Below are 24,838 nucleotides of genomic sequence, written 5' to 3' on the forward strand. Positions count from 1 at the left end.
CTTTATTTCTTCATTGCTTCATCAACAGCATTACGAACAAACTCAACTTTTGGACCATAGACAACATGGACATGGTTTGCCGATGGGAAGAAGAATGCAGTACAACCAGATTCCAACATTAACTCTTTATCAATTTGATTCACTTCTGCGACGTCAATACGCATACGGGTAATACAGTTATCAACATTACGAATATTTTGTTTACCGCCTAAAGCGTTAATCAGTTTTTCTGCAATCTCGCCATAGCGTTTTTCTTTAATTAAGGTATTTTTCAAATTACTTGATTCTTCTCTGCCTGGTGTTTTGATATCAAATTTGATGATCGCCCAGTAGAAGATAAAGTAAGTTACAACAGCTAAACAGCTTCCAATAATAACTAAGAAGATCCAGTTCGTGTGTTCATACAGCAAGCCAAAGATAGTAAAGTCAAACACCGTTCCTCGGATATAGCCGATTGCAACACCTGCTAAAGAGAGTAAAACTGCACCAATACCAACAATGATTGCATAAACTAAATATAAAAGAGGTGCGATAAAGACGAAGGTAAATTCTAATGGTTCGGTCACGTTACCTAACATGGCTGTTAAGACCATGGTCACCAGCATTGATTTAACTTCAGCACGGTTCTCTTTTTTGGATGTCTTATAGATGGCTAAGGCAATAGCAGGGAATAAGAACAAGGTCACTAACATCTGCTGTTGAGCCATAAAACGAGTCAGGCTTGGCATCATCGCCCAGTATTCACTGTTTGGTCCTTGTTTGAATAACACTTCCGTCATGGCAGGAACAACACCGACAAACGTCTGTCCATCAATAACGTAAGAACCACCTGCTTCTGTAAATCTAAATAAAACGTTCCAAACATGGTGTAAGCCAAATGGAATAAAGAGTCGTTCACCACCCGCAGTAAAGAATGGTCCGACAGGGCTGAGGATCACGGCGGATAATTTCATCAAGCCAAGAACCAAAATTTCCCAAATAAAAGGTAAGACAGCACCCACTGCGATCATTAAACCAATCATAATAATCGAGACAGATTTTTTACCTGAGAAGAAGGCAAATGCAGTCGGTAACTCAAGGTTATAGAATTTATCGGTCGCCCAAGCAGCAATTAATCCAGTGATTATCCCGCCTGCGGCGCTAATATTCATGGTTTGTATGCCTAACACCTTAATTTGTCCAACCTGAGTCATAATGGCAGGATCAGCAAGCTTACCTGTCAGTACTAGCCAGACATTAATGGTTATGATTATGATTAATGTTAGGTAGCCAACGACAGAGGCAAAAACAGCAATGCCTTTATCTTTTAAGCTCATGCCATAAGCCACCCCCATTGCGAAAAGGAGCGGGATGTTGTCAAAAATAACACCTGCAATTGAACGAATACTGACTAATAACGCATTAACGGTCTCATTCCCCAGAAAAGGAAACCGAGCTATCATGTAGGTCTGAACTAAAGCACCGCTGATACCCAAAATCATACCAATGGGCGCCAAAACACCGATTGGAAGAAGTAAGGTTCTCCCAAAACGTTGAATTGATTCACCAAACTTTCTTTTGGCCATATTTTTTTCCTTATGACTTCGAATATGAAATATATTCTAAATAATTCGAGATGCAGTTAAGCGACAAGCAAAAAAAATCGCTATGTGCTTAGAAAACGCTGCAACTAGAAGTATGACGAGTATAAAAGGGATACTAGCATCGGAGATCGAGTAAAATAAATGATGTTGCGGTTTTAAATATTATCTTAGGTCATTAATTATGACCTAGGTCATTTTATTTTTTACAATATGAAAAAAATTTACTTTAAATAGTCTAGGGATAATATTGTTGCTCAGATTAAATAATGGTTAAAATTATTTAAGTTAAGTGGATATAATAAAAAACACATAGGCAACTTCTGTAGATGAAAAAATTTTCGTTTAACTTTATTAATACTTTAGCAATTCGAGATGTCGATAAGTAACAAATCAACGTAGTCACTATATTTTAACGAAAAGCAGGATATTTTGAAATATGACAAGTGCAGCTTATTTTAAAGCAAATACTCTAATTCATTGATCAATAAGTCAACTAAAATAAAAAAGCCGGTTCTGGATTTAGTATCATCGATCTTCGTGTCATAACTATCTGAAAAACAAAATAGAGTATTATCTGCATAGCTAGTAAGCTCATTGGTATGAAATGCAGTCATACTAATGATATTTGCCTCTTTTAACTGCACAATCTTCGCGGTTTCAATGATTTTTTTTGTTCCCCCAGACAGAGAGATAAAAATCACTGTATCGTCCTTGGTCACTAAGCGTGTGAATGAATCAGAGAGGTTGTAATCATTAATAAAAAAGCAATGAAGTCCCAGTGCAAACAGCATATGTTCAAGATAAAAACCTACCGCTTTACTTGTTCCCCTAGCAACAATAAAAATGTTCCTAGAATGACGCAACGTTTTGGCACAATTAGCAATTTGCTCCTCATTGATCAATGTAAAACTTTTATTAATGTTTCTTTCTAGTTGTTTTTTATAAGATGACGGGGTTATTTTTTCTGTTTTATTCTTGCTGAGAATATAATTATTAATTTGAAATTTAAGCTCTTTAAAACCACTAAACCCTAATTTTTGCGATAAGTTAATGATCACCGTTTTTGAGACAAAGGTTTTAGCCACTAATTCATTAATATTTAAATAAGGGATATCAGTAATATTATCGGTAAGATATTTTAAGACTTTTTTTTCGCTAATTGTTAAGTTATCGTAATTTTTTAAAAATTCCAACATACCTTACCGCCCTATTCAGTATAAAAACAGCATCAAAAACCGGTTACTTAATCAATTTTACCGTTTCATCAATATCTATTTCATCTTCTGAGAAGATCAGCGTTGTGCCATGTAACGTGGTGATCGCCAATTTTTTTAATGAGCGCATATCACCCGCTTTAACCTCTGATTTTGGCCTAATACTATTCATTAAAGCACCTACAGATAATACGGTATTTTCTTTATTAATTCCTGTGTCAGCAGGGACTTCTTCACTGTAAACCTTATAAGACTTAATAGATGTCAGCTTAATACGTTCACCAGCAATATAAATATACTTGCTTTCAGGTATCACTTTAACAGCGTAAGCCGATAACCCTTTATTATTTGTTGTTGGCTCAAAGGTGACCGCTGCATTTTTCTTAATCAAATCAGGATTGGCGACCTTAATCACATGAAAATAGCGGTTATCGCCGTTTTCATCTTTGATAAACCCAAAACCTTTATCTTCAAACCACGTTGTGATTTTTCCATTCATCGCCATTACCGCCTATTTAATGATGTCATTACAGCTTGCAGTATAAAGCACAATGAGAGTGCAAACTATGCCTTTAATTTAGCTTGTTACCTAAAAATTAGTTATTTTAAGCTAAATAATTCGAGGTGCAGCTGAGTCACAAATCAATGTATTACCATCGCTTAACAAAACACAGCAACGTGAAGTAAGACGAGCATATCCATCCTCATACTTCGATTAGGCCGTGAAATCTTCACAATTATCGATACCCTTATTGCCCTACAATACCATACTGAAATAGAGCCTCTCTACCAAGACGATCAACAAATTCGGTGTTACTCAGAACCTTGGCTGACGTTAGTTAGAAGAAGCGAAAGGGGCAGGGTGAATATTACGGCACTGCAAGATTGACTGAAAAGAGGCTAATGAAAAAGTAGCTGTTTTGTTATTTGATTTAATATCAGCTTAATCATGAAAGTCCACGTTGTGCCAAATGTGGAGATTGTCTCTCTATATGGTTCTATTCAATGTTATTGTGCTTTATATAACTCACCTGAGTGTGATGAAAAATCACCCATGTTATTATTGCTGAATTAACTCCAGCGCTATGTGACACGTTGCCCCTGATTTTATACTACCGCTGACCTGCAACAGAGGATCCCGACAGAAGAGAGTGACACCATGAAAGCTACCGATGAAATCCGCTTCGCTGAGTGGCAAATTTGGCCTCAATTGAGGATCCTACTGCATCGTGGTAAACCGGTTAAAATTTCTGCTAGAGCCTTTGATGTGCTGGTTGTTTTGGTCAGTGCAGAAGGTGAAGTCGTCAGTAAAGACAGGTTGCTTACTCAGGTATGGGGTAATGAAATTGTTGAGGAAAATAATCTTCAGGCGCAAATTTCCGCAATTCGCCGCGTGCTTGGCCGTGATCGTCATCTTCTAACGACCGAATTTGGTTCCGGATACCGCTTTAATCTTTCATCCAGACCTCCAGTAATATTGCCAGAGCCAGCCAGAAAATCTCCCGTTGTTTTCCCCTTCCTGACATCAATTTTAGGGCGTGACCAAGCTGTACAGGCGGTCAGCGCCTTAATGCGTCAGCATCCTCTGGTCACCATCACGGGTCTAGGCGGCGTGGGTAAGACACGTCTTGCATGGGAAGTCGTTAATCGGGTCCGCACAGAGTATCCCGATGGTGTGTGTGTGGCTGAACTGGCACACATCACCGACGCCTCCAGTCTTCTCTCTGTTTTCTCGCAGGCCTTGCATCTACCATTGGCTGCTATTCATAACGACCATGATTTATCTCACCAGCTTGCTCGACGCGAATGCCTGCTGATGATTGATAATGGCGAACATGTGATTAAAGAATTAAAACCGGTGATTGCCCTGCTACTGAATGCGGCACCGAATATTACTATGTTGCTTACCAGTCAGGTGGCAACAGAGATGGCAGGTGAGCAACAGTACCTCTTACCGCCACTTCAGGTTCCGGAAAAAGAAGAGACCGATTTTCAACGTTTGCTGCTGTTTCCCAGCGTCCGCCTGTTTATTGAACGGGCTCAGGCCCAGCGATTTGATTTCCATCCGTCAAATGCGGAACTCTCTGTGATAGGTGAATTATGCCGTCATCTTGACGGGCTCCCCCTCGCAATTGAACTTGCTGCCTCTCGGTTGCCCATTATGAGCGTCAGTGAGATTTATCATTGTTTGGAGGATCGTTTTCAGCTTCTGAGTAACAGGCAAAGCGTTCGGGTATCCCGACATCAAAAAATCAAGACTACGCTGGAGTGGACTTATCAATTACTCAATCCACGTGAACAGAAATTATTCTGCTCTTTGGGGATTTTTACCGATATGTTCACGGTAAATGCGGTTATCGACTTCTTGCAGTCCCCTGAAGAAAATGGTTGGCAGATTGTCGACGATCTCCAACGATTACTCTCCTTGTCACTGATTCAGGTCAGTACTCAGGTACCCGTTACCCGTTTTCGTTTACTGGAAACACTCCGGCAGTTCGCTTGCGATAAACTCAGGCAGCAAGGCGAATACCCAAGGCTTGCCGCTCAACTTGCTGATTATTGCCATCGCCAAGCGGAGCAAGCTCAGCTTGATTGGTATAAGCTGCCAACGAAACAGTGGCGAGCACGTTATGACTCTGTCCTTAATGATTTACGCAGTGTTTTGCAGCGCACCTTAACTGAAGGGGCTGATCAAGCAAAAGGGCTTGAGATATTACAGGCCATGACGCCGTTCTGGATTGAATATTCACTTTATAATGAATGCCAGCGTTATATTTATCCGTTGCTCGGTGAAGCGCCTTTGCAGGGCGTTTTAACATTACAGCAGAGAATGAATCTCAACGCAGCAGCGGGCAAAGCGTCTACTTGGGCAAAAGGGCCTACTCCTGAAACTTGCCTCACTTGGCAAACGGCGCTGACCCTTGCAGAACAACTCGACGATAACGAGATCCGCTTACAGGCTTACTACGGACTATGGTTGTATAACTTGCGAACCGGAAAACTGGATCAATCGCTTCACCATGCGCAGTCAATGTGCATGCTTGCGCGAACGATTAATGATACTAACGCGCTGGCTACAGGGTTGCGAATCTTGGGGGTATCTTGGCATTTTTTGGGTCAGCATGCTCTCGGTCGCGATTATCTGCAACAATCTCTGGACAGGTTTGCCATTGACGGTTCCGGTCACACTTTCCGTTTTGGACTCGATCAGGAAACCGCCGGTGAGGCATTTTTATCCCGTGTACTCTGGGTACAGGGGGAGTATAGAGCCGCTAAGCAGGTGGCATGGCGAGCAGTGAAAAAAGCGGCACGTTTGCAACATATTTGTTCGCTGTGCTGTGCACTGGCCGAAGGTGCCTGCATGACAGCCGCGCTGGATCGTAATCCACGTTGGGTAAGAAAGGCCGCTATCTGGCTTATTGAACTGGCAGAAAAGCACGATCTCTATTTTTGGAAAACCTACGGTGAGTTGTTTCTCCATTGGGCTGAGCAGTTCAGCCATCCCGCTATCAAGCAAACGACATTGTTTAACTCGCTGCGTGCTATGGGATTGGACTGGCAGTACTCCCCTTTATTATCAGAAATGGATACCAGACTGTTACAGCAAACCCCGCATGAAAATTGGTGTACGCCCGAACTGATACGTCTTGCCGCCACACACTTACCTATCTACGCCCAGCGCCAGCAACTGGAACTGGCACTGAATAAAGCACACCAGCAACAGGCATATGGGTGGGCTTTGCGCATCGTTTGTTCGCTGGCGATGCTACAGGCTGAAACGGGTGACAACGTGGGGGCAAAACAGTTGATCATGGAGGTGCTAAGCCATATTGATGATTCTCAACACTCGACAGATATCAGAAATGCGGTCGCGCTATGTACTCGTCTGGGGGGATGAAGTGTTGCGTCTGATGGCGATTAACATACCCAATATCACCAGCCCCGCCCCAGCAGCAACGATCAACGTCCAGTTATGCGTGCTCTCCCATAGCCAGGTGGCTGTCAGTGAGCCGCATGCACCACCTATAAACATGACGCACATAAAGAGTGTATTAAGACGGTTTCGGGCATCGGGGGACAAAGAATAAATGGTGTGTTGATTGGCGATCAGGACACATTGTTCTCCCGCATCCAGTAACAGAATCCCCACCACCATACCGGCTATACTGTTCCAGCCCCAGAAAACAGCCCAAGCCAGCAGCATGAGTACCACGCCCAAGATAACCATTCGGAAAGGGCCTTGACGATCGCTGACACTTCCTGCCAGAGGCGCGCACAGAATTCCGATTAACCCCAGTGCTGCCAGCGATCCCGTTATACCCGCACCGTAATGGTAGCGATGAGCTAGCCAGAAAGGCAGTGCCGTCCATAGCACACTGAAGGAAGCAAATAATAGGGCCTGTGTCAGTGTGGCATTCCGCAGCAGTGGCTCGCTTTTCCACAGCAGCCTTAAGGAACGCAGTACCGCGAGGTAGTTAAATTTCGGGGTGGGCAACGACTGAGAAGGCAAAATACGGGCGATGAAAAATATCGCCAGCAGTGTCATGATCGCGCCCGATAAAAAGACCCCCCGCCAGTCGAAATACTGACCGATAAAACCGCCAATAGCCCGTCCCGCGAGAATTCCAGCCAGAACACCGCTCATTACCGTGCCCACCGTTTTACCGCGTGATGAACTTTTCGATAGCGAAGCCGCAAGCGGTACGATTTGTTGGGCGACGGTTGCTGCAACGCCCGTCAGGAAGGAAAAAAACACCAGTACTGATGCTGTTGGAGACAGTATCATGCCGATCAGTGCCAGAAACAGAACTTGTACCTGACGCAGGATAAGTCGTTGACGTTCTATATAATCGCCCAGAGGGATCAGTAAGAACAAGCCAGCTGCATAACCTAACTGGGTGGCCATGGGGATCAACGAAACCGCTTTCCATTCATTAGGAAAAGAGCCGGCAATCAGATTCAAAACGGATTGATTAAAATAAATATTAGCGACAACAATACAGCAGATAATTGCCAGCATTAGGATCCTGACTGAAGAAAGCTCGTGGCTATCACGACACATGTTCACACCTCGTTCTAAACTCAATGTTGTCCACTCTATGCAATGCCAATCTTCGATTCTTTGATCACTTTTTTCAGACGTCTGAATTTTGCTCCCCAAGCGTCTGAAACAGAAATTTGCGACTAATGTTGTTCACATTAATCATGGGTCATCATGTAAGGAGCAGAAAATGGATTTAAAACTGGCAGGAAAAGTGGCTCTAGTAACCGGGGCCCGAACCGGTATTGGTTTCAGTATTTGCGCAGAGCTGGCGGCGAATGGCGTGCATCTGGTCATGGTTGCTAGACAAAAAGCGGAATTGATATTAGCAGCACAAAAAATTGCAGATAAATACGGTGTAACGGTTCTGCCTATTGCTGGGGACGTCACGGATCCTGAACTGCCTGAGCAGGTGGTCAAACAGGCCGAAAGTGTTTTTCAGCACATTGATTTGCTCGTAAATAATGCAGGAAGAGCCCATGCGGGCACGCTGCTGACCACATCAGAAGAAGAGTGGCAGTCGATGACAGAAACTAAATTTTCTGCAATGCGACGTTTTTGTAAGGCCGTCATCCCCAGAATGCAGGCCCGAAACTGGGGACGGATTGTGAATATTTCCTCTATTGGTGGGATCTATCCAAACCCGCAACTGACGGTTTCGCATGCTCTGAGCGCGGCAATCAATAACCTGACCCGTAGTCTGGCACTGAGTGTTGCACCTAATGGAATTTTGGTCAATGCAGTGGGGGTGGGCGCTGTCACAACCGATAATTGGGCCCAGAATATGCTGCCGAATGTCCGCAATCGTCGTCCTGAGCTAGCTGACAAAACGGATAAGGAGGTCATGGTATTACTGGGTAAAGAAAAAACACCTGTAGGCCGTTTTGGATTGCCGGAAGACATTGCGGCAATAACCGCATTCTTACTTTCTGATCGGAATCAGTTTGTTACCGGTCAGACCATTGAGGCCTCAGGCGGGGCTGACCGATTTATGTAATATGCCGGATGCCTCTTATACAGACGCTGGTGGATTCATGAGTATTTTCGGATTCGCCAGCGTGGTAGATTTTTCAAACAAAGTGCATAGGAAGCTAAGCTTGCCAGTCAAAGAGCAGTAAGCACAGACGGATAGCGGTGAAAGTGTACAAACTAAAAAGCCTTAATTGTGAACCTTTCACTAATGGCCGGAAAGGGGGTTCAAGCCATCTACATCATATGGCTGCAATATAAGAGGATGAAATATCGTTTTGTCGGTAAAGGAAAAAATACTTTCGATAGGGGAAAAACCCCCGTGTCTGCTCTGCTTAAACTGCATGAGTTATACGAATAAAGCGGACCCAAAGCGTTTTTTTATCTCTTTTTCACCTATTTAATAAGCCTTTTTAAATACCCAGTCATGGTTCAATCTACCGAAAATGTTCAATGGTTAGATTATTCAAACATGTTTTTGAATAGGGCAGCACGATAACATTGACTCATAAATCAGCTTACCTCTGGAAGCCAAATCAAAAGATATATTTTATCTTTCAATTACGTCATTCTTTTGGCTTTTTTTCGCTTTTTAATCCGATTTAAGAGTATAAAAAGTCGCCATGCTCAAATACGTGTATTCAGGTATCATCACGTATTTTTCTGGCATATTATATCTAATTTTCTGAAAATTAATTATTTTTAGTTAATTTATTGTTGGTATATAGCGAAATGTAACGAGGTATAAATGAGATCATAATGACTAAACGTAAATTTATTACACGAACAGAAGTGAATTCCCTATTAAAAGCAACACAGCAAGGTCGCTATCCCAACCGCGACTATTGCTTGTTATTAATGAGTTTCCTACATGGTCTAAGGGTTAGCGAGCTTACTCATATCACTATGTCGGATATTGATTTTATACAGAAAGTTATCTATATCAGGCGATTAAAAGGGGGGCTATCCACTGTTCAACCGATAATCCCAGAAGAATTTACCGCGATAGAAAGATGGTTAATTGAGAGAGACTCTTGGAAAACTTCTGGCTCAGATTGCTTATTTATCTCTCAGAAAGGGAGCCAAATCTCTCGCTATCAAATCTATCGTCTATTTGAGCAATACGGCAAAATCGCAGGACTTCCTGTCAAGCTCCACCCGCATATGCTAAGACATGCATGTGGATATGCATTAGCTGATCTCGGTAGGGATACTCGATTAATTCAAGACTATTTAGGCCACCGAAATATAGCCCATACTGTCATTTATACCGCAAGTAATGAAAAACGCTTTAGTGGTATTTGGTCTAATCAAGAGACGGCTTAATGAGCGATGTCAGCATGAAACCAAAGCTCAATATTATAAAATGAATTAAATATCAGGAACACCACAGTTATTCAGCTGATTGGCTTTATGGCTGAGGTGTTTTTATAAAGAAGTTGAGATCACTATTCCTCAAATAGAGCGGTAGATACATTATATTAAAATATGGTTAGTTAATTATTTTACTTATTTTTCTTTAACCAATTATCATCATTTAAATACTCTAAATATGAGTATTTATACTTACTTGTAAAATTAACAATATATTATCAATAAAAATACATAAGAATTACACAAATGATCTTATTGAGATTGTCATATAAAGATAATTTATAGACATAAAAAACTGATTTAATATTTTCCGGTGTTTAATGCTAAAGTTGTTATTTTACGCAATTTAAATAACTGAAAAATAAAATTATAAAGCAAAAAATAAGATGAAAATATAAATAAAATAAAACAATGCATATAAATCAATGGTGTATATCAAATGCCGTTTAAAATCAAATGGTAACGCAACATAATAAATCAAAATGTTTAAAATGCTTAATAAGTATAATTCTGAGACTAACCAAAATCAAACAGCATAAAATTCTGTTTGCATAATACTTTTTAGCTATTATCAGCAATTAATGTATAAATTTGTTATCTACAACAAAAAGTTACCGACTGCTGTGTGTTTATCAAAAAAAAATAACTAGTCAAATGATCTATCCTTACTATACATATACGCAAATTAAAGATTTTAATTCTAAAAAATACAATATATAAAACAAATTTGCTAAAACCTATTTTACGCAACATTTTGATTTATTTTGTTGCGTTTATTGATTGCAAGATAATCGAATTATTTGCTTTTTAGGCGGGATTGATTATGTAGCCATATTACATAAAGCTTTATTGGTGAGATATGAAAAATAATAAGTTAAAAACCAGTATAGATAATTTTCAGAAAATAATAACTGAACAAATTGGTTTGGAATTATCCCATCTTAGAAAAGAAAAAGGACTAAGTGGTAAAGATCTAGCTAAAAAATTAAAGATATCACAACAGCAAATTTCTAGATATGAAAGAGGAGTCTGTAGCATTAATTGTGGAATGCTATTTTCAATCTTATTTTATCTAGATACTCATCCTAGTAAGTTTTTCGAAAATATAATATCTAAAATAAATGAAGAATATCCTGATGCTAATTCATTTATTCATAACAATGAACATTTTTCAGATGAGCAAGATGATTTTCATTATATTTTCAATCGACAAACAGAAATTATATTAAATTCTGTATACAGTAAGTAGTTATTAAAAAAACATACAGTTTTAACTATGCTCACTTAATTGTTGAGTAACCATCACTTTGTTATATATCAATGAGGTTCAAATGAAAAAAGTATTTGTAGCAGCACTTGTTTCTGCCGCTATCGCTTCTCCAGCACTCGCTGATCAAGGGCATGGTAAAGTGACCTTTAAAGGTGAAATTATCGATGCACCTTGCTCAATTAGCGCTGACTCTATTGACCAAACAGTATGGTTGGGCCAAATTGCTAACTCTGTTTTAGCAAATGGCGGAACTTCTAGTGCTAAACAATTCAATATTGAATTGGAAGACTGCGTATTCCCTAAAGATGCAGAAGACAAAGTCTACAATGACAAGGTCAACATCACATTCTCTGGCGCTAGTGCTGCGTTTAACCCTAAATTATTAGGTGTAACAGGCTTAGATGCAACGGACCCAACTAGCGCTGGTAACGTTGGTATTCAATTAATTGATACAAACGGTGTTGCATTAGATATGGGTGTTGCTACAGCACAAGAACATCAATTACAAGCGGGTGATAATATTCTGCGCTATAGCGCTTACGTACAAGGTGCAAACGTTGCAGTAGATAAAATCCCCCTAGGTAAATTCGAAGGTGTGACTAACTTTACCTTAACTTATAACTAATTGATTAGTTAAAGAGGAGTACTTTCGTATTCCTCTATTAATCACCAAATTAAGTCAGAGGCTAAAGTGAAAGGATTTATCTATTTCCCAAGAAAAGTATCTTCCCTATTTCTGCTAACATTATTTCTTTCGCCACAAATGGCGGCATCACCTCATGGATGGGGGAAAGTCACAATGGGCGGCGAAATAGTCGATACTGCCTGCGCAATAGATATCGGGTCAAGGGATCAGACCATTAATATGGGGGTACTTCCAACAAGCTATATTCGTGAAGTTGGGAAAGGCCCCATAAAAGAGTTCAATATTAAACTTGTTGATTGCCGTTGGGAAAAATACTCAAAAGAGAATAACGAATGGAATTCATTTGAAGTCACTTTTGATGGTCCATCAGAAGGGGGTTTTTTCACCCTTTCGGGTGAGGCAAAAGGAGTGCAATTGGCATTGCATGATCTCTCCGGATATTCCATTACACCAGGAAAGCCATTGCCTGCATTAGGAATGACTCCCGGCACAATGATACTGAAATATCAAATGCAATTAGTCACCAACTATCATCCTGTTAAAGCGGGTAATTACCAAACCTTATTAAGGTTCAAGGTCGATTATTATTAATTCTAGAAGTTATATTGGTGTTTTAGGGATGTTTTTTATGTTTTTTAAACAAGACAAAATAAATATAATAACGACAATGATAATGATTACTTTTGGGTCATTATCAGCCCAGTTATATGCCGCCGATACCATACAGTTTAATACGGCATTATTTGATTTAGAAGACAAAAAAAACATCGATATTAAGCAATTCTCACGTGCTGGCTATATTATGCCTAGCACTTATCCGCTAAAAGTCCAATTAAATAAAGAAACTCTGCCTGAGCAACGATTTTCATTCTATGCACCTGAGGATGACCCTGAAGAAAGTCTTGTGTGTATTACTCAAGAACAAGTTCAACAGTTAGGGTTAACGGCGGATGCTTTGAAGAAAATAACGTGGTGGCATAATAATGAATGCCTTGATTTAAACAGCTTACCCGGTTTCAAAGCTCATGGGGATTTATCTGACTCAACATTATATTTGAGTATTCCTCAAGCCTATCTTGAATATAGAACCACGAATTGGGATCCGCCTTCTCTTTGGGATGAAGGGATTTCAGGGGCTATTTTAGACTACAACATTAACGCAAGAGCTAATAAGCCTCATGACAACAATAGCAACTATAATATGACGGCAAATGGTGTTATTGGTGTAAACCTTGGCGCATGGCGCTTTAGGGGAGATTGGCAAGGAAATGCTCAACGAGAAACTGGCTCAAATAGTAAAAGTGAGCATAATTTCCAATGGAGCCGACTTTATATTTATAAAGCATTAACCAGTATCAAAGCAAAATTGACCTTGGGTGAAGATTATTTAAACACGGATTTATTTGATAGTTTTCGATTTACAGGTATAAGTCTACGCTCTGATATTTTAATGCTCCCACCTAATTTACGTGGATATGCACCTGAAATAACAGGGGTTGCGACAAGTAATGCGACGGTCATTGTTAGCCAACAAGGCAGAATTATTTACCAAGAACAAGTCGCTGCTGGGCCTTTTCGCATCCAAAATTTAAGTGATGCGACGACAGGTAAGCTGGATGTTCGCATCGAAGAACAAGATGGCTCGGTTCAAGAATATCAAGTTGAAACGGCTAATATTCCTTATTTAACCCGCCCAGGCAGCGTTCGGTATAAATTAGCCATGGGGCGTCCTACAGATATGGATCACCATGTCAATGGCGATACATTTGCAAGTGGTGAAATGTCTTGGGGGGTTACCAACGGCTGGTCGTTATTCGCAGGTTCATTAAATAGCCAAGACTACAATGCATTTAACGTGGGTGTAGGGCGAGATTTATTAGCATTTGGCGCCTTGTCTTTCGATGTTACGCATTCCATTGCAAATATTCCTAACCATCAAAAACTGACAGGTAATTCTTATCGAATAAACTATTCGAAACGTTTTGATGATTATGATAGCCAAGTCCAATTCGCAGGTTACCGTTTCTCAGAACGTAGTTTTATGACGGTGACTGATTTTTTAGCGGCTAAAGATTCAGGTGAGCGTCAAGGCAGTAATAAAGAAATGTATGTGATTTCCTTAAATAAAAATTTTAGGGAATCAAAAATTACAGCGTATTTAAACTATTCGCATCAAACCTATTGGGATAAGCCAGAAAGCAATCGCTACAACCTCATGGTGACAAAAACCTTAGATTGGGGAAGCTTGAAAAATATTAATATTTCGTTATCAGCTTATCGCAATAAATATAACGAAACAAATGATGATGGCCTTTATATCTCAGCATCAATGCCTTGGGGAAATGGTGCCAATATAGGTTATTCATTACAAGCAACGCGGGATGATACCGTTAATCGAGCAACCTATTATGACAAGCTGTCAGATAGAGCCAATTATCAAGTCAGTGCAGGTTCAACCAACAAAGGCGGAACCGCGAGCACCTACCTTACCTATTATGGAGATAGTGCTAAATTAACCGCGAATGCGAGCTATATTCACAACAATTACACGTCATTTGGGTTAGGGGCTCAAGGTGGAGTCACCATGACCTTAAATGGTGCTGATACTCACCGTGTATCAAATATTGGCGGCACTCGCTTACTGATCGACACCGACGGCGTAGCTAAAATTCCCGTGTCAGATCGTGGGATCCCTATTGCATCGAATGCATTCGGTAAAGTTGTTGTCCCTGACCTGAATAGCTATTACCGCAGTAAAGTTAAAGTCGATTTAAACGCATTACCCAATAATGCCGAAATTACTGACTCCATTGTTCAAGCGACATTAACAGAAGGAGCAATTGGTTACCGTAAGTTTAATGTGTTATCGGGCGAAAAAATGATGCTCTCAATGCGCATGTCTGACGGTTCTGTACCGCCATTTGGTGCTCAAGTTACCAATTTAAAAGGAAAAGAAACAGGAATCGTCACTGATAATGGATATGCCTACATCAGTGGTATCAACCCAAATGAAATGATGATTATTCATTGGGGGGGTGAAGCGCAATGTGAAATTCATTTTCCTGAGAACTTAGAAACAATTAATCAAGGCTTATTTATTCCTTGTAAACCATTATCGAATAAACGTAATGAAACAGATAATAATCTGTAGATGAGTGATTGCTATGAAGAAATTAACTAAATTATATATCAATACTATTTTATTAAGCAGTTTATTTAGCGGAAGTGCTTTATCCGCAATTGCTATAGATAGAACTCGGATTATTTTTAATGGCGATCAAAAAAGCGTTTCAATCACCATTACCAATAAAAATAACCAACTGCCTTATTTAGCACAAGGCTGGATAGAAAATATTCAAGGGGTCAAAGTGAACTCACCTTTTGCTGTATTGCCCCCAGTGCAAAGGGTTGAGCCTGAAAAATCGAGCCAAGTTCGTGTTGAGGCACTGCCGGAAATAAGCCAATTACCTCAAGATAGAGAAAGTGTTTATTACTTTAACTTAAGAGAGATCCCACCGAAAAGTGATAAACCGAATGTTTTGCAATTAGCTTTACAAAGCAAAATTAAATTATTTTATCGTCCTAAAAATATCATGCTCAGTGAGACTGAAATGTTGAATAGCCCTTGGCAGGAAAAAACACAGCTGATTAAACAAGGCGACCAATATATTATTAAAAACCCAACGCCTTTTTATATCACAATTATTGGCGCAGCTGAGCGTATGAATTCACCTGTAAATCAAAACTTTAAAGCCGTTATGGTCGCTCCGTTTAGTGAAGAAAACTTAGGTGTGTCAAGCTCTACTGTAGGGACGAGCCCTGTACTGACCTATATCAATGATTATGGTGGTCGCCCTAAATTGCAATTTAAATGCCAAGCTAATATCTGTCAGGTTGCGCCTGAAAATAAATAGAGAGGAAAAGATGATTAATCAAAAAAATCTTCCCTTACTTCTCGGGTTATTTTTTATTGTTCCTTCACCGGTGATATATGCGGTAGCTGAAAATACTTTTGATAACACCGCAGGAAATTGGGATGTCGAAGGTGCAAATGGAAAAATTTTTGTTTACGGCTCCTTAACTGAGAGTGCTTGTCACTTATCGATGGATTCTGCATTTCAATCGGTTGATTTGGGTAATATTGACACCGCGTCATTAAAAGTCATTGGTGCTCAAGGACATAAAACCCCTATTTATATTGAATTACTGGATTGTATCGAAACGCCAACCGTCCTAAGAGATGACAAATCAGGTAATGTTACTTGGAGTACTTCCCAACCGGGTATGAAAATTCGTTTTATTGCTCCCGTTGTTCCGTTTCGTCCTAGTATTGCCCGTGTTGAAGGTGTTACGGGGCTAGGGTTGCAAATCACCAATCTAAAAGGAAACGAAATCGTTTTTGGTGAATACAGCGAACCACAACTGATTTCGTCTGGACAAAATATTTTAACTTATTACGTTGCCCCCGTTAGAGTTGCTGAAAAATTACAGGCGGGTGCGTACAGAAGCGTTATTTCTTTTCAAATCACCTATGAATAAGCTTACCCAATTGGCTGATATAGCATTGAAGGTATTTATATGAATCACTTAAATTTCAAATTTTATAAATTAAAAAAGATAATACTCACAATGCTATTAAGTTTATTCTTTTTTTCGTCACCGAATTATGCAAAGAATGGTCAAATCGGTGAAATTAAGATTCGTGGATTACTTGTCGCCGAAGCTTGTACAGTGAGACCCGGTGATGAAAATATCATTGTGGACTTTGGTACTATCGTCAATAAATACCTTTATATTAACCAAAAAACACCACTGGAAAATTTTAATATTCATCTAGATGACTGTGATAACAGTATCTTTAAAACAGTCGCTGTCAAATTTACAGGAACAGAGGATCCAAATTTACCGGGGCTGCTGGCAGTGGATTCTGCCAGCATGGCTTCAGGTATAGCAATTGAAATTTTAGATTATAGCGGTAAAAAAATTCCCATTAATAGCATGACGCCCGCATACAATTTAGAAAATGGTACGAATATTTTAAGTTTTAATGCGAATGTGCAAGGAGAACCTGATGCAATAAAAAATAAAAGTATTGCATTTGGCCATTTTACTGCAACCGCTGTTTTTAGTTTAATTTATGATTAGGGTATCAGTAAAAATGAAAATATTATTATTACTCCTCGTAACCTCATTATTTTCCCCTTCCATTTTTGCATTTCAATGCAGAACAAATGGTGGTCAAGAATTTCGTGGCGGAACACAGAATATTTATGATGTACCTATTGATAATGATATTTTTGCTGTACCTAATCGAATTAATGAGTTTGCGGATGTGAGCGATTTCATGACTTGCCGTAACGAGGCACCTTCTGCATACGTTGATTACCTCAATGTTACAGGGGCGAGTTTAGGTCCTGCATTTAGAAATAACCCAGAATTAAAAGCCGGCGTTGTTATACGTGGTGCTTATTATTTAGCGCCATTTAGTGGTCGAGAAATTCCCGTTTTCCGTTTAACAACCGCCACTGAGCCTCTGCCAATAAAGTTATATTTACAGGTAAATGTGAGGCCAACGCCTTCCGTATTGGTGAGAAAAGGTGATCTGTTAATGACATTGGATCTCCATAAATATGCGACATTTATAAATAGCAACCAATATATTGACCATTTCTATTATAGATGGAATTTCTATTCTGGAAATGATGTGGTGGTAGGGACAGGAACTTGTGATATCAATAATAACCAAATCATTATTGTTGATTTTGAAATGGTCAATGCATCGGGTATTTCAACAGTTGGTAGCGCAAGCCGCTTTCAGCGCAATGTTGAGCTCACATACAGCTGTGAAGATAATAATCTCACCGCACCAATAAAAATGACCTTAAGCGGTGAAACCTCAACCTTTTCGTCTGATGCATTGCTCATTAGAACGGGTGATATCGGTAATCAAGGTCCTATCATGCGCGGATTAGGTGTAGAGGTTTACCATCAAGGACAACGAGTGTCGCCGATGAATGGCTCTTTCAATTCAAAAATAGAGAATGGGCGTGGCCGAGATACACTAATGTTTACGTTAGTTAAGAAACCTAATTTATCGCCAAATGAGCTAACAGAAGGGCAATTTAATTCTGCCGCGACAATTATCATGTCTACACCTTAATTATAAAAAAGGGGCTATTATCAAATAAAAATCTCTTTTAATAACGGCTCGTTATTCCGATGGAATAATATTTATTCAAATTTAATCTGGTGTTTTTAGTGGTGAAAATAAAGCACTCGGTATTTTGACTTAAAAAGCGTTTGGGGATTTAGTCATGATTTCAGCCTATTTATTATTTTATCGGTAAGGATAGAAAACGCTTAGGTTAATTTTTATTGGCTAACGAGCTGATTATGATTCTAATATTCAGCTCGTTAAGTCGTGATTGCGATTATTTTTCTAGGCCGCGAATAATGAGTGTGAGGCCATCTAGAAAACGTTGCTCATAGTTATTGGTAAACAATATGGTTTTAGCAGCCCATGTGTATGGGTATTGATTCTTATATATTTCATTGAATTTATTTAGTTTTTCATCTATCTCATTATCATGAGAGTAGAGTGCTGCTTGTTGTTCTATGCAGCACCCCAAAATAAAATAAAATATAGTCATGGTTGAGTTTGCTGCTTTTTCTGCTGACATGCCTGATTGCATAAAGGTTTTAATCAACGCGTTATTGATACGTAATACATTATCTGAAATAACATAGGTTCCAGCGAAAACTCGCGCGCCATCTCGATGCTGTAACAAAGCGTCTCGCAATTGATGGGTAATGTTTAATAAATTAGTCTTCCAATCCCCTTCATTTAGATCACCCACCGCGACATTAGCCACAATATGGTCTGCCATGCCTTCGACTAAGGACTGTTTGTTATTGAAATGCCAATACAGTGAAGCGGCTTTGATATGCAGAGCATCGGCAAGTTTACGCATCGTCAATCCATCAATACCGTCGGTCTCTAGCAGTTGCAGTGCTGTTTCAAGTACTTGTAATCGTGTGATTTTTTGATTTTTCATAAATAATTCTCAATTATATCTTTATTCCCTAACATTGTTAGTCTAACATATTTATCTAACCTAACGTTGTTAGGTTGTCAGTATAGTTTATTTTGCCACTTGTAGGTATGCATATTGAGGTTGATGACATGGCGACTGAGGAAACTAAAAAATTTTCCAAAAAAATCTTTGGATTAACACCGTGGATAAGCGTGTTATGTATAGGCATATTAGTTGCAATTACCACGTTCAATTGGAATAGGTGGCAAAGTAATCAGCGCTATCAAGAATCAAATAATGCGTATATTAAATCAGATTCAGCAATCTTAAAGTCAAGAATGACAGGCTATATTTCACGAATCTTAGTCGATGATTATCAATATGTTCATCAAGGGGAAGTTATTGCTGAAATTAATAACCAAGAAGAGCTGTTGAATCAGAAAATTGCTAAAGCAAAGTATATAAAAGCGGAGCAACAATTTGCGAATCTTGCAGATGAAATTAAAGAGCATGACCTGACAATTGAAAAGCTATTAAACCGCTATAAGGCTGCGGGGATTGAAGTGGCACAAATGCAGCGTAGTCCTTTGTTGCGTAAGGAATTAATTAAAAGTGGAGCAATAACCTCTCAAAATCATCTTGATGCTCAATCAGATTTACAGCGATTAATAAAATTAGAGCAAGCAGCTAAAGCCGAATGGGAGCAAGCCAAACAATCTAAATTAGTATTAATGCAACAAGAAAAGATCCGTCTGGCAGAACGAGATATTGCATTAGCAAATTATCAACAAGCAGAGACGCAAATTTCGTATTCCACGATAGTGGCACCATTCGATGGCCAGTTGAATAAAATTAAGCTTAATGTAGGCAGTTTAGTCACACCGGGTACGGAAATTGTTACTGTGACACCTCGTTCTAAGCCTTATATCATTGCGCAGTTAAAAGAAACCCAACTTAAAAACGTTCAGTCAGGACAATCCGTTTCTATTGCGATTGATGCTTTTCCCGGTATGGAGTTTCGTGGTGTTGTTCGTGATATTGGTGCGCAAAGTAGTGGTGAGGCCGCATTAATTCCCGCAGATAATAGTAGCGGGAATTTTACAAAGGTGGTTCAACGGATCCCTGTTTATATTAGTTTTCTCTCAACGCAATCAAATGACATAGATAAGCTCCGCCCTGGAATGTCAGTTGTTGTGAATATTGATACGCAGAGTATGCATTCGCAAGGAAAGTAATATGTCACTAAGAATATTGCAAAATGCTAAAGAAACGAAGCCTCTTTTTGTTGTTATTTCGGTATTTCTCGGGGCTGTCTTGTCGACATTATTTGTGAGAATGTTTTCTTTGTCACTGGCCGATATTCGTGGTGTTTTTGGTTTAAGTGCCCAAGAAGGATCATGGATTAATGTTTCATTAAATGCGGCACAGCTAATCAGCATGACGTTAACACCTTGGTTTATGGTCGTCTTGGGTGCTGAAAAAATATTAATGAGTACCAGTATTGTTCTATTAGTGAGTTTTTTGTCATTTCCATTATTAGGTGTAGATGGTCGATCACTTATTGAATTAGTATCAATTCATTTTGTCATTGGTTTCTGTTTAGGCGTGTATTTGCCGATGACAATTTCATTAGCTTTACGAAATTTACAGCCAAATGTCTGGTTGATTGTCATGGCCGCTTACAGTTTACGGGTCTCTTTAGGCATGGATGCTGGCGTCGGAATTTCAGGATCATTTATTGAAATCTTTGGCTGGCAATGGATGTATTGGATTTGTACTTTTTTTACGTGTTTTATCTTTATATTTACATGGAAAGGTATGCCAGTAGCTGAAATTAACCGTGATATTTTAGCTAAAACGGATTGGGGAGGAATGGCGCTGAAAAGCGTCAGTTTGGTTTTACTTTATATTGGTATTGTACAAGGTGAAATGTTTGGTTGGTATGACTCTGGATTGATTGTTTCTTGTCTATTAGGAAGTGTGATTCTTTTTACTATTTTTATCGTTCGTTCATTCCTTTTTAATCAAACATTTGCTCATCCTGGTTGGCTAGCAAATCGAAACTTGTTGTTATGCTTTATTGTTTCCTGCCTATACGGTTTTTTAATGCTAGCGAACTCTCTATTTATTCCTTCATTTTTAACGACAATCAGTGGGTTAAAACCCTATCAAATAGGAGAAGTGACTAACATTGCTTTTATCGCTTATCTCTTATTTAGCCCAATAGCAATTTGGTTGGCGCGTAGAGTTGATTCACGATTACTAATGGTGATTGGTGTAACGATTATTGGCGGTGCTAGCGTATTAGGAATGCAGGTGGATTATCAATGGCGGGTTGATGAATTCGTACCACTCATGATTATGCAGTCATTTGGCGAATGTTTAGTATTGATAGGTTTAATTGCTTCATTTGTTGTTAATATTAAGCCTCAGGATGCATTAAATTTAGGCGCATACATCTCTATTGCCAGGGTATTAATGCCGGCTATATCGGGTGCATTAATGAATACTTATTTACGGGTGGCTTTTGATGGGCATTTCGAAACTAAAAGAGCTTTTATCCAAACAGGAGAACAGAAGCTATCTTCGGCAGACACGTTCAGTGTCGTTTTATCGTTAATCAGTCGGGAGTCAAGTGTAGGTTCTTTTATCGATGGTTTTGCCATGACATTACTCATTGCAATTATGGTATTGTTTTTACTTATATTCTTAAAACCAGCACCTGAAAATAGTATTGTACCTGGAAAAGAATGACTCACAGGCTCGTTGTGAGAATATTATCGTAATATCGATATTGCCTCCTTATTAGGAGGCAATACTGAAATAGAGGCTTTAATTTTTACCCATCGTTAATTTAGTGATGTAATGTAAATTATCCTCATTGTTCAATTGAGCCTCGAATTTTAAATTATAAATGTTATTGTTATCATAATAATTCACCATATAGGTGAAGAACACATCCATAACGGATGGGTTATCCATTGATAGGATCAATGACTCATCATTAAAAAAAATAAAATAGTCATCACGTCCCAGATTTTTAGCAATATAATCTACCTCGGTAATATAGCCTTGAGTGGGTTGTTCGATCTTTTTTGTTACCTCTAATTTACTCGCCGAATAACCTGTAGGACTAATATAAAAATCATTTACTTTTCGACTATTTTGAGGCCTTGTAGCCTGTTCATCTGCATCAATGATCGTTAGCATCATATCAGAACCGCTTTTATGCTCGGTCGCGATAAAAAGCGATACGGCATAGGCATCAACACCTTCAAAAAGAAAAGTCAATATCTCAGGGTTTCTTGGCCCCGTCACGGTACAGGTTAGCAAGACGGAACGGTTATCTGTCTGATTACTTGTATATCCAATAATATTTGTTACATATCCATAAAACATAGTGACCTCAACTTAAATTTAAAAAATTAGGATGTTAATATTTAATTAATAGCTATCAAATAAAAATAGCTGAATATTGAAACGAACTATCATAAAGAATAAAAGATTTTTCATTTCAATTGGCCAGTTAATGAATGAGCATAATTAACTGGCCAATTGAACCTTATAAAGATAACAGTTGGATTATCGTTTTAATCTAATATATAGCAGTAAGATTACTTTTAAATATAACATAAGATTTAAAATGTTCTATTTATTCCCACAAAAACAATAAAATGCTTTTTAAATCTAGAAATAGATAATATAAAAGCTATAATAGTGCCTTATTTAGGCGTGAATGGTTATTTTCATATGGTCGACCACTCATAAAGAGTAAGGGCGAGTTTAATTCGTCTATTATTAATTGATTGTGTTTATTGGATGTTGGTAGGAATAAAATATTTTCTAATGATAGAATGGAAGGGGCATCACTATAATGTTTAGATTTTGTTAATCTAAACATTATATTGAATAAATACTGTTGTTTAATATAGCAACATTACAGATTATCTATCATAGATAATTCCATTATTTCTTTATGATAAATAAAAGTTAGCGCTGTTATTTATTTGGTATTAATAAAGTCAAATAATGTTAAATAACGATTAAAAAGCTATAATGAATTCGATTTACGTCTAGTATCAATGTGAATATTATATCAACGATTAATAGAAACAGTCATTTTATGCTTATTAAATCAATTATCTTGCATGTTTCCATCGGTTATTGCATTTTATTGTGGAAGAAATTCACTATTATCTCTTCTGTAAAAAAACAGGTATGGTATCTCCATTCAAATATTTATATGGGCAGTCATGTTCACTTTATTGTTTGATTTTAAACGGTTGGAATTAAGTCAGCTGCTGATTTTTCATGAAATGCTCATGACACAAGGTCGTTAATCTATCTAACCTTAGACAAGATTATTTTTTATGCAGAGATTTATTTCTTCAGTTATTGTGATGAGTTTTAACTTAATTGTAGGAAGGGGGTATATGGAAGAATAACGTTATAGAATATCGCTATAAATAGCCTCATTATAATCACCATAGACTATAGATAACACTGAATCTTCTCGTTTTTCTTGTAATGCAATTCTTCCATATGACTTTTAATGAGCGATTGATCGTTTTATTCAATGACTCTCACTGACTTGTTATAACCGTAATAGAAACATGACCAGAAGCGCTTTTAGGTATAGGATTGATAGTATCACTCATCATTATTAGCTGATTATCTTTTTCTATTCTTGCACTGAGTCCTAACTGACTTTTTAATTTATTCATTTCAGATGATAGTCTGATTTTAAATGCCAAAAAACGCCCTGATTTTTTAGTTTTAAATTGAAAATTATCGCTTGTAATACTCTCATTTTCGTTTTTACCGATTGGTGAAAGAGAAAGGGTAACCAGTGAATCATTAGGGATATCAATAGATTTGGACTGAATCGTTCCCTCAATGATAGATAACTTATTATTTTTACTTTCAGTTACGTTTTTTGTACAGCCAGACAAAAAAATGACCAATAGCAATAAATATATTGATGATATGAATTTGTTGTTGCGATTAATTAGCTTCATTTCTATTCTCTTGATTATAAACTCGTGCGATTAAATAGCTTATTGAAAAAACATTGGACATACGAATATATCCCTTTCTTTTGATAATTTAACATTGATTGATTCGCCTCTGATTTTGTGCCTGTGTATAGGATACCAACCCTAGGTAGGGTCATGATTAAATTTTCATCAAGTTCTATTTTTTTAAATGATAAGCGAAGCTGTCTGACTAACTTATAATAGCTGCTTTCAGTCACAATCGTTCCGCGTTTCTCCCAAATTTCATACATAATTTCGCGCTTACTACTGGTTTTATTCAGTAATAGTTTCAATAGGCATGACTCATTCTCTGAAAGATTAATCGTTTTCTTACCGCGAGAGAGCGTTCGCTTGAGGGGATTGTAAACAACATATTCCGATAAAATAATAAGGGGCTCTTGCTCAATTTGATCTGTCTTATTCATATTATTTTTCCATATATATAATTTCATCGACAAGTTATTTGCCATATCCTAACGTTCAAGATAGTGTGCCACAATATAAAAAAACGACACACAATAAGATTTTTATAAAAAAAAGACGATTTTTAATAAATCCAGATGATTTTTTAGGATGGCTTAATTTATCGCTATGCGCTCAGTTATATATATCAATTTAGTATATTTATTTTTTATATTTTATTGAGCGGGGTGTTTGACTAAGACTTAGCA

21 protein-coding genes and 1 pseudogene are annotated in these 24,838 nt (G+C 38.3%); 14 read left to right on the forward strand and 8 right to left on the reverse strand.

The annotated features are described in order from the left end of the window. Window positions 1–2: 2 nt before the first annotated feature. From ACWPW6_RS00610 to ACWPW6_RS00620, 3 genes are all read right to left on the reverse strand, one after another. A complete protein-coding gene (locus ACWPW6_RS00610) occupies window positions 3–1,565 on the reverse strand; it encodes a PTS transporter subunit EIIC (RefSeq protein WP_454209248.1) in 1,563 nt (520 codons plus the stop codon). Between the two features lie 473 nt (window positions 1,566–2,038). Then, window positions 2,039–2,779: a MurR/RpiR family transcriptional regulator gene (locus ACWPW6_RS00615; RefSeq protein WP_154598569.1), complete on the reverse strand. Its 741-nt coding sequence runs from the start codon at window positions 2,777–2,779 to the stop codon at window positions 2,039–2,041. A 43-nt stretch (window positions 2,780–2,822) separates the two neighbouring features. After that, the gene (locus tag ACWPW6_RS00620) at window positions 2,823–3,302 is read right to left on the reverse strand and encodes a cold-shock protein (RefSeq protein WP_249999604.1); all 480 of its coding nucleotides are present in this window, start codon (window positions 3,300–3,302) and stop codon (window positions 2,823–2,825) included. A 654-nt stretch (window positions 3,303–3,956) separates the two neighbouring features. On the opposite strand from ACWPW6_RS00620, the pseudogene ACWPW6_RS00625 reads away from it, so the two are divergent. Together ACWPW6_RS00625 and ACWPW6_RS00630 are read left to right on the forward strand one after the other, a co-directional pair. After that, window positions 3,957–4,235 (forward strand): annotated as a pseudogene (locus ACWPW6_RS00625) (winged helix-turn-helix domain-containing protein); the annotation flags it as partial. Window positions 4,236–4,538: 303 nt separating this feature from the next. Then, window positions 4,539–6,695 carry an ATP-binding protein gene (locus tag ACWPW6_RS00630; protein WP_272683028.1) on the forward strand — a complete coding sequence of 719 codons (2,157 nt, stop codon included), beginning with the start codon at window positions 4,539–4,541 and terminating at the stop codon, window positions 6,693–6,695. Here ACWPW6_RS00630 and ACWPW6_RS00635 read toward each other — a convergent pair. Continuing rightward, a complete protein-coding gene (locus ACWPW6_RS00635; RefSeq protein WP_249999608.1) occupies window positions 6,672–7,817 on the reverse strand; it encodes an MFS transporter in 1,146 nt (381 codons plus the stop codon). The genes ACWPW6_RS00630 and ACWPW6_RS00635 overlap by 24 nt on opposite strands. Window positions 7,818–8,028: 211 nt before the next feature. Between ACWPW6_RS00635 and ACWPW6_RS00640 the strand changes: the two genes are divergently transcribed. From ACWPW6_RS00640 to ACWPW6_RS00685, 10 genes are all read left to right on the forward strand, one after another. After that, window positions 8,029–8,835, forward strand: a complete 807-nt coding sequence (locus tag ACWPW6_RS00640) for an SDR family NAD(P)-dependent oxidoreductase (protein WP_272683027.1) — start codon at window positions 8,029–8,031, stop codon at window positions 8,833–8,835. Window positions 8,836–9,566: 731 nt separating this feature from the next. Next, window positions 9,567–10,133 carry a tyrosine-type DNA invertase gene (locus ACWPW6_RS00645; protein ID WP_154622043.1) on the forward strand — a complete coding sequence of 189 codons (567 nt, stop codon included), beginning with the start codon at window positions 9,567–9,569 and terminating at the stop codon, window positions 10,131–10,133. A 907-nt stretch (window positions 10,134–11,040) separates the two neighbouring features. Beyond that, the gene (locus tag ACWPW6_RS00650; RefSeq protein ID WP_154635685.1) at window positions 11,041–11,430 is read left to right on the forward strand and encodes a helix-turn-helix domain-containing protein; all 390 of its coding nucleotides are present in this window, start codon (window positions 11,041–11,043) and stop codon (window positions 11,428–11,430) included. 82 nt (window positions 11,431–11,512) lie between these two features. Next, on the forward strand, window positions 11,513–12,076 hold the full coding sequence (locus ACWPW6_RS00655) for a fimbrial protein (RefSeq protein ID WP_154622811.1): 564 nt from the start codon (window positions 11,513–11,515) through the stop codon (window positions 12,074–12,076). A gap of 66 nt (window positions 12,077–12,142) precedes the next feature. Next, window positions 12,143–12,688, forward strand: coding sequence for a fimbrial protein (locus ACWPW6_RS00660; protein WP_244316460.1), 546 nt, complete (start codon window positions 12,143–12,145; stop codon window positions 12,686–12,688). 28 nt (window positions 12,689–12,716) lie between these two features. Continuing rightward, entirely contained in the window at window positions 12,717–15,248 is a 2,532-nt protein-coding gene (locus ACWPW6_RS00665; protein ID WP_154622810.1) for an outer membrane usher protein, read from the forward strand. Between the two features lie 13 nt (window positions 15,249–15,261). Then, a complete protein-coding gene (locus tag ACWPW6_RS00670; protein ID WP_154622809.1) occupies window positions 15,262–16,011 on the forward strand; it encodes a fimbria/pilus periplasmic chaperone in 750 nt (249 codons plus the stop codon). A 10-nt stretch (window positions 16,012–16,021) separates the two neighbouring features. Beyond that, window positions 16,022–16,636, forward strand: coding sequence for a fimbrial protein (locus ACWPW6_RS00675; protein ID WP_154622808.1), 615 nt, complete (start codon window positions 16,022–16,024; stop codon window positions 16,634–16,636). A gap of 39 nt (window positions 16,637–16,675) precedes the next feature. Beyond that, window positions 16,676–17,242 carry a fimbrial protein gene (locus ACWPW6_RS00680; RefSeq protein ID WP_154635686.1) on the forward strand — a complete coding sequence of 189 codons (567 nt, stop codon included), beginning with the start codon at window positions 16,676–16,678 and terminating at the stop codon, window positions 17,240–17,242. 13 nt (window positions 17,243–17,255) lie between these two features. Next, a complete protein-coding gene (locus tag ACWPW6_RS00685) occupies window positions 17,256–18,257 on the forward strand; it encodes a fimbrial protein (RefSeq protein WP_230085797.1) in 1,002 nt (333 codons plus the stop codon). Window positions 18,258–18,528: 271 nt separating this feature from the next. Here ACWPW6_RS00685 and ACWPW6_RS00690 read toward each other — a convergent pair whose 3' ends face one another. After that, window positions 18,529–19,152 carry a TetR/AcrR family transcriptional regulator C-terminal domain-containing protein gene (locus ACWPW6_RS00690; RefSeq protein WP_196713929.1) on the reverse strand — a complete coding sequence of 208 codons (624 nt, stop codon included), beginning with the start codon at window positions 19,150–19,152 and terminating at the stop codon, window positions 18,529–18,531. A gap of 128 nt (window positions 19,153–19,280) precedes the next feature. On the opposite strand from ACWPW6_RS00690, the gene ACWPW6_RS00695 reads away from it, so the two are divergent. Both ACWPW6_RS00695 and ACWPW6_RS00700 read left to right on the forward strand, forming a co-directional pair. Then, the gene (locus ACWPW6_RS00695; protein ID WP_163860484.1) at window positions 19,281–20,366 is read left to right on the forward strand and encodes an HlyD family secretion protein; all 1,086 of its coding nucleotides are present in this window, start codon (window positions 19,281–19,283) and stop codon (window positions 20,364–20,366) included. A gap of 1 nt (window position 20,367) precedes the next feature. Then, a complete protein-coding gene (locus ACWPW6_RS00700; protein ID WP_247048027.1) occupies window positions 20,368–21,885 on the forward strand; it encodes an MFS transporter in 1,518 nt (505 codons plus the stop codon). A gap of 78 nt (window positions 21,886–21,963) precedes the next feature. Here the strand turns inward: ACWPW6_RS00700 and ACWPW6_RS00705 are convergent, their stop codons facing one another. The 3 genes from ACWPW6_RS00705 to ACWPW6_RS00715 form a co-directional block, all read right to left on the reverse strand. Beyond that, a complete protein-coding gene (locus tag ACWPW6_RS00705) occupies window positions 21,964–22,530 on the reverse strand; it encodes a hypothetical protein (RefSeq protein WP_249999612.1) in 567 nt (188 codons plus the stop codon). Window positions 22,531–23,714: 1,184 nt separating this feature from the next. After that, a complete protein-coding gene (locus tag ACWPW6_RS00710; RefSeq protein WP_249999614.1) occupies window positions 23,715–24,149 on the reverse strand; it encodes a YbaY family lipoprotein in 435 nt (144 codons plus the stop codon). A gap of 14 nt (window positions 24,150–24,163) precedes the next feature. Further along, window positions 24,164–24,592, reverse strand: a complete 429-nt coding sequence (locus ACWPW6_RS00715) for a winged helix-turn-helix domain-containing protein (protein WP_249999616.1) — start codon at window positions 24,590–24,592, stop codon at window positions 24,164–24,166. Window positions 24,593–24,838 lie beyond the last annotated feature (246 nt).

The sequence above is a fragment of the Providencia sp. Marseille-Q8014 genome (assembly GCF_965112055.1).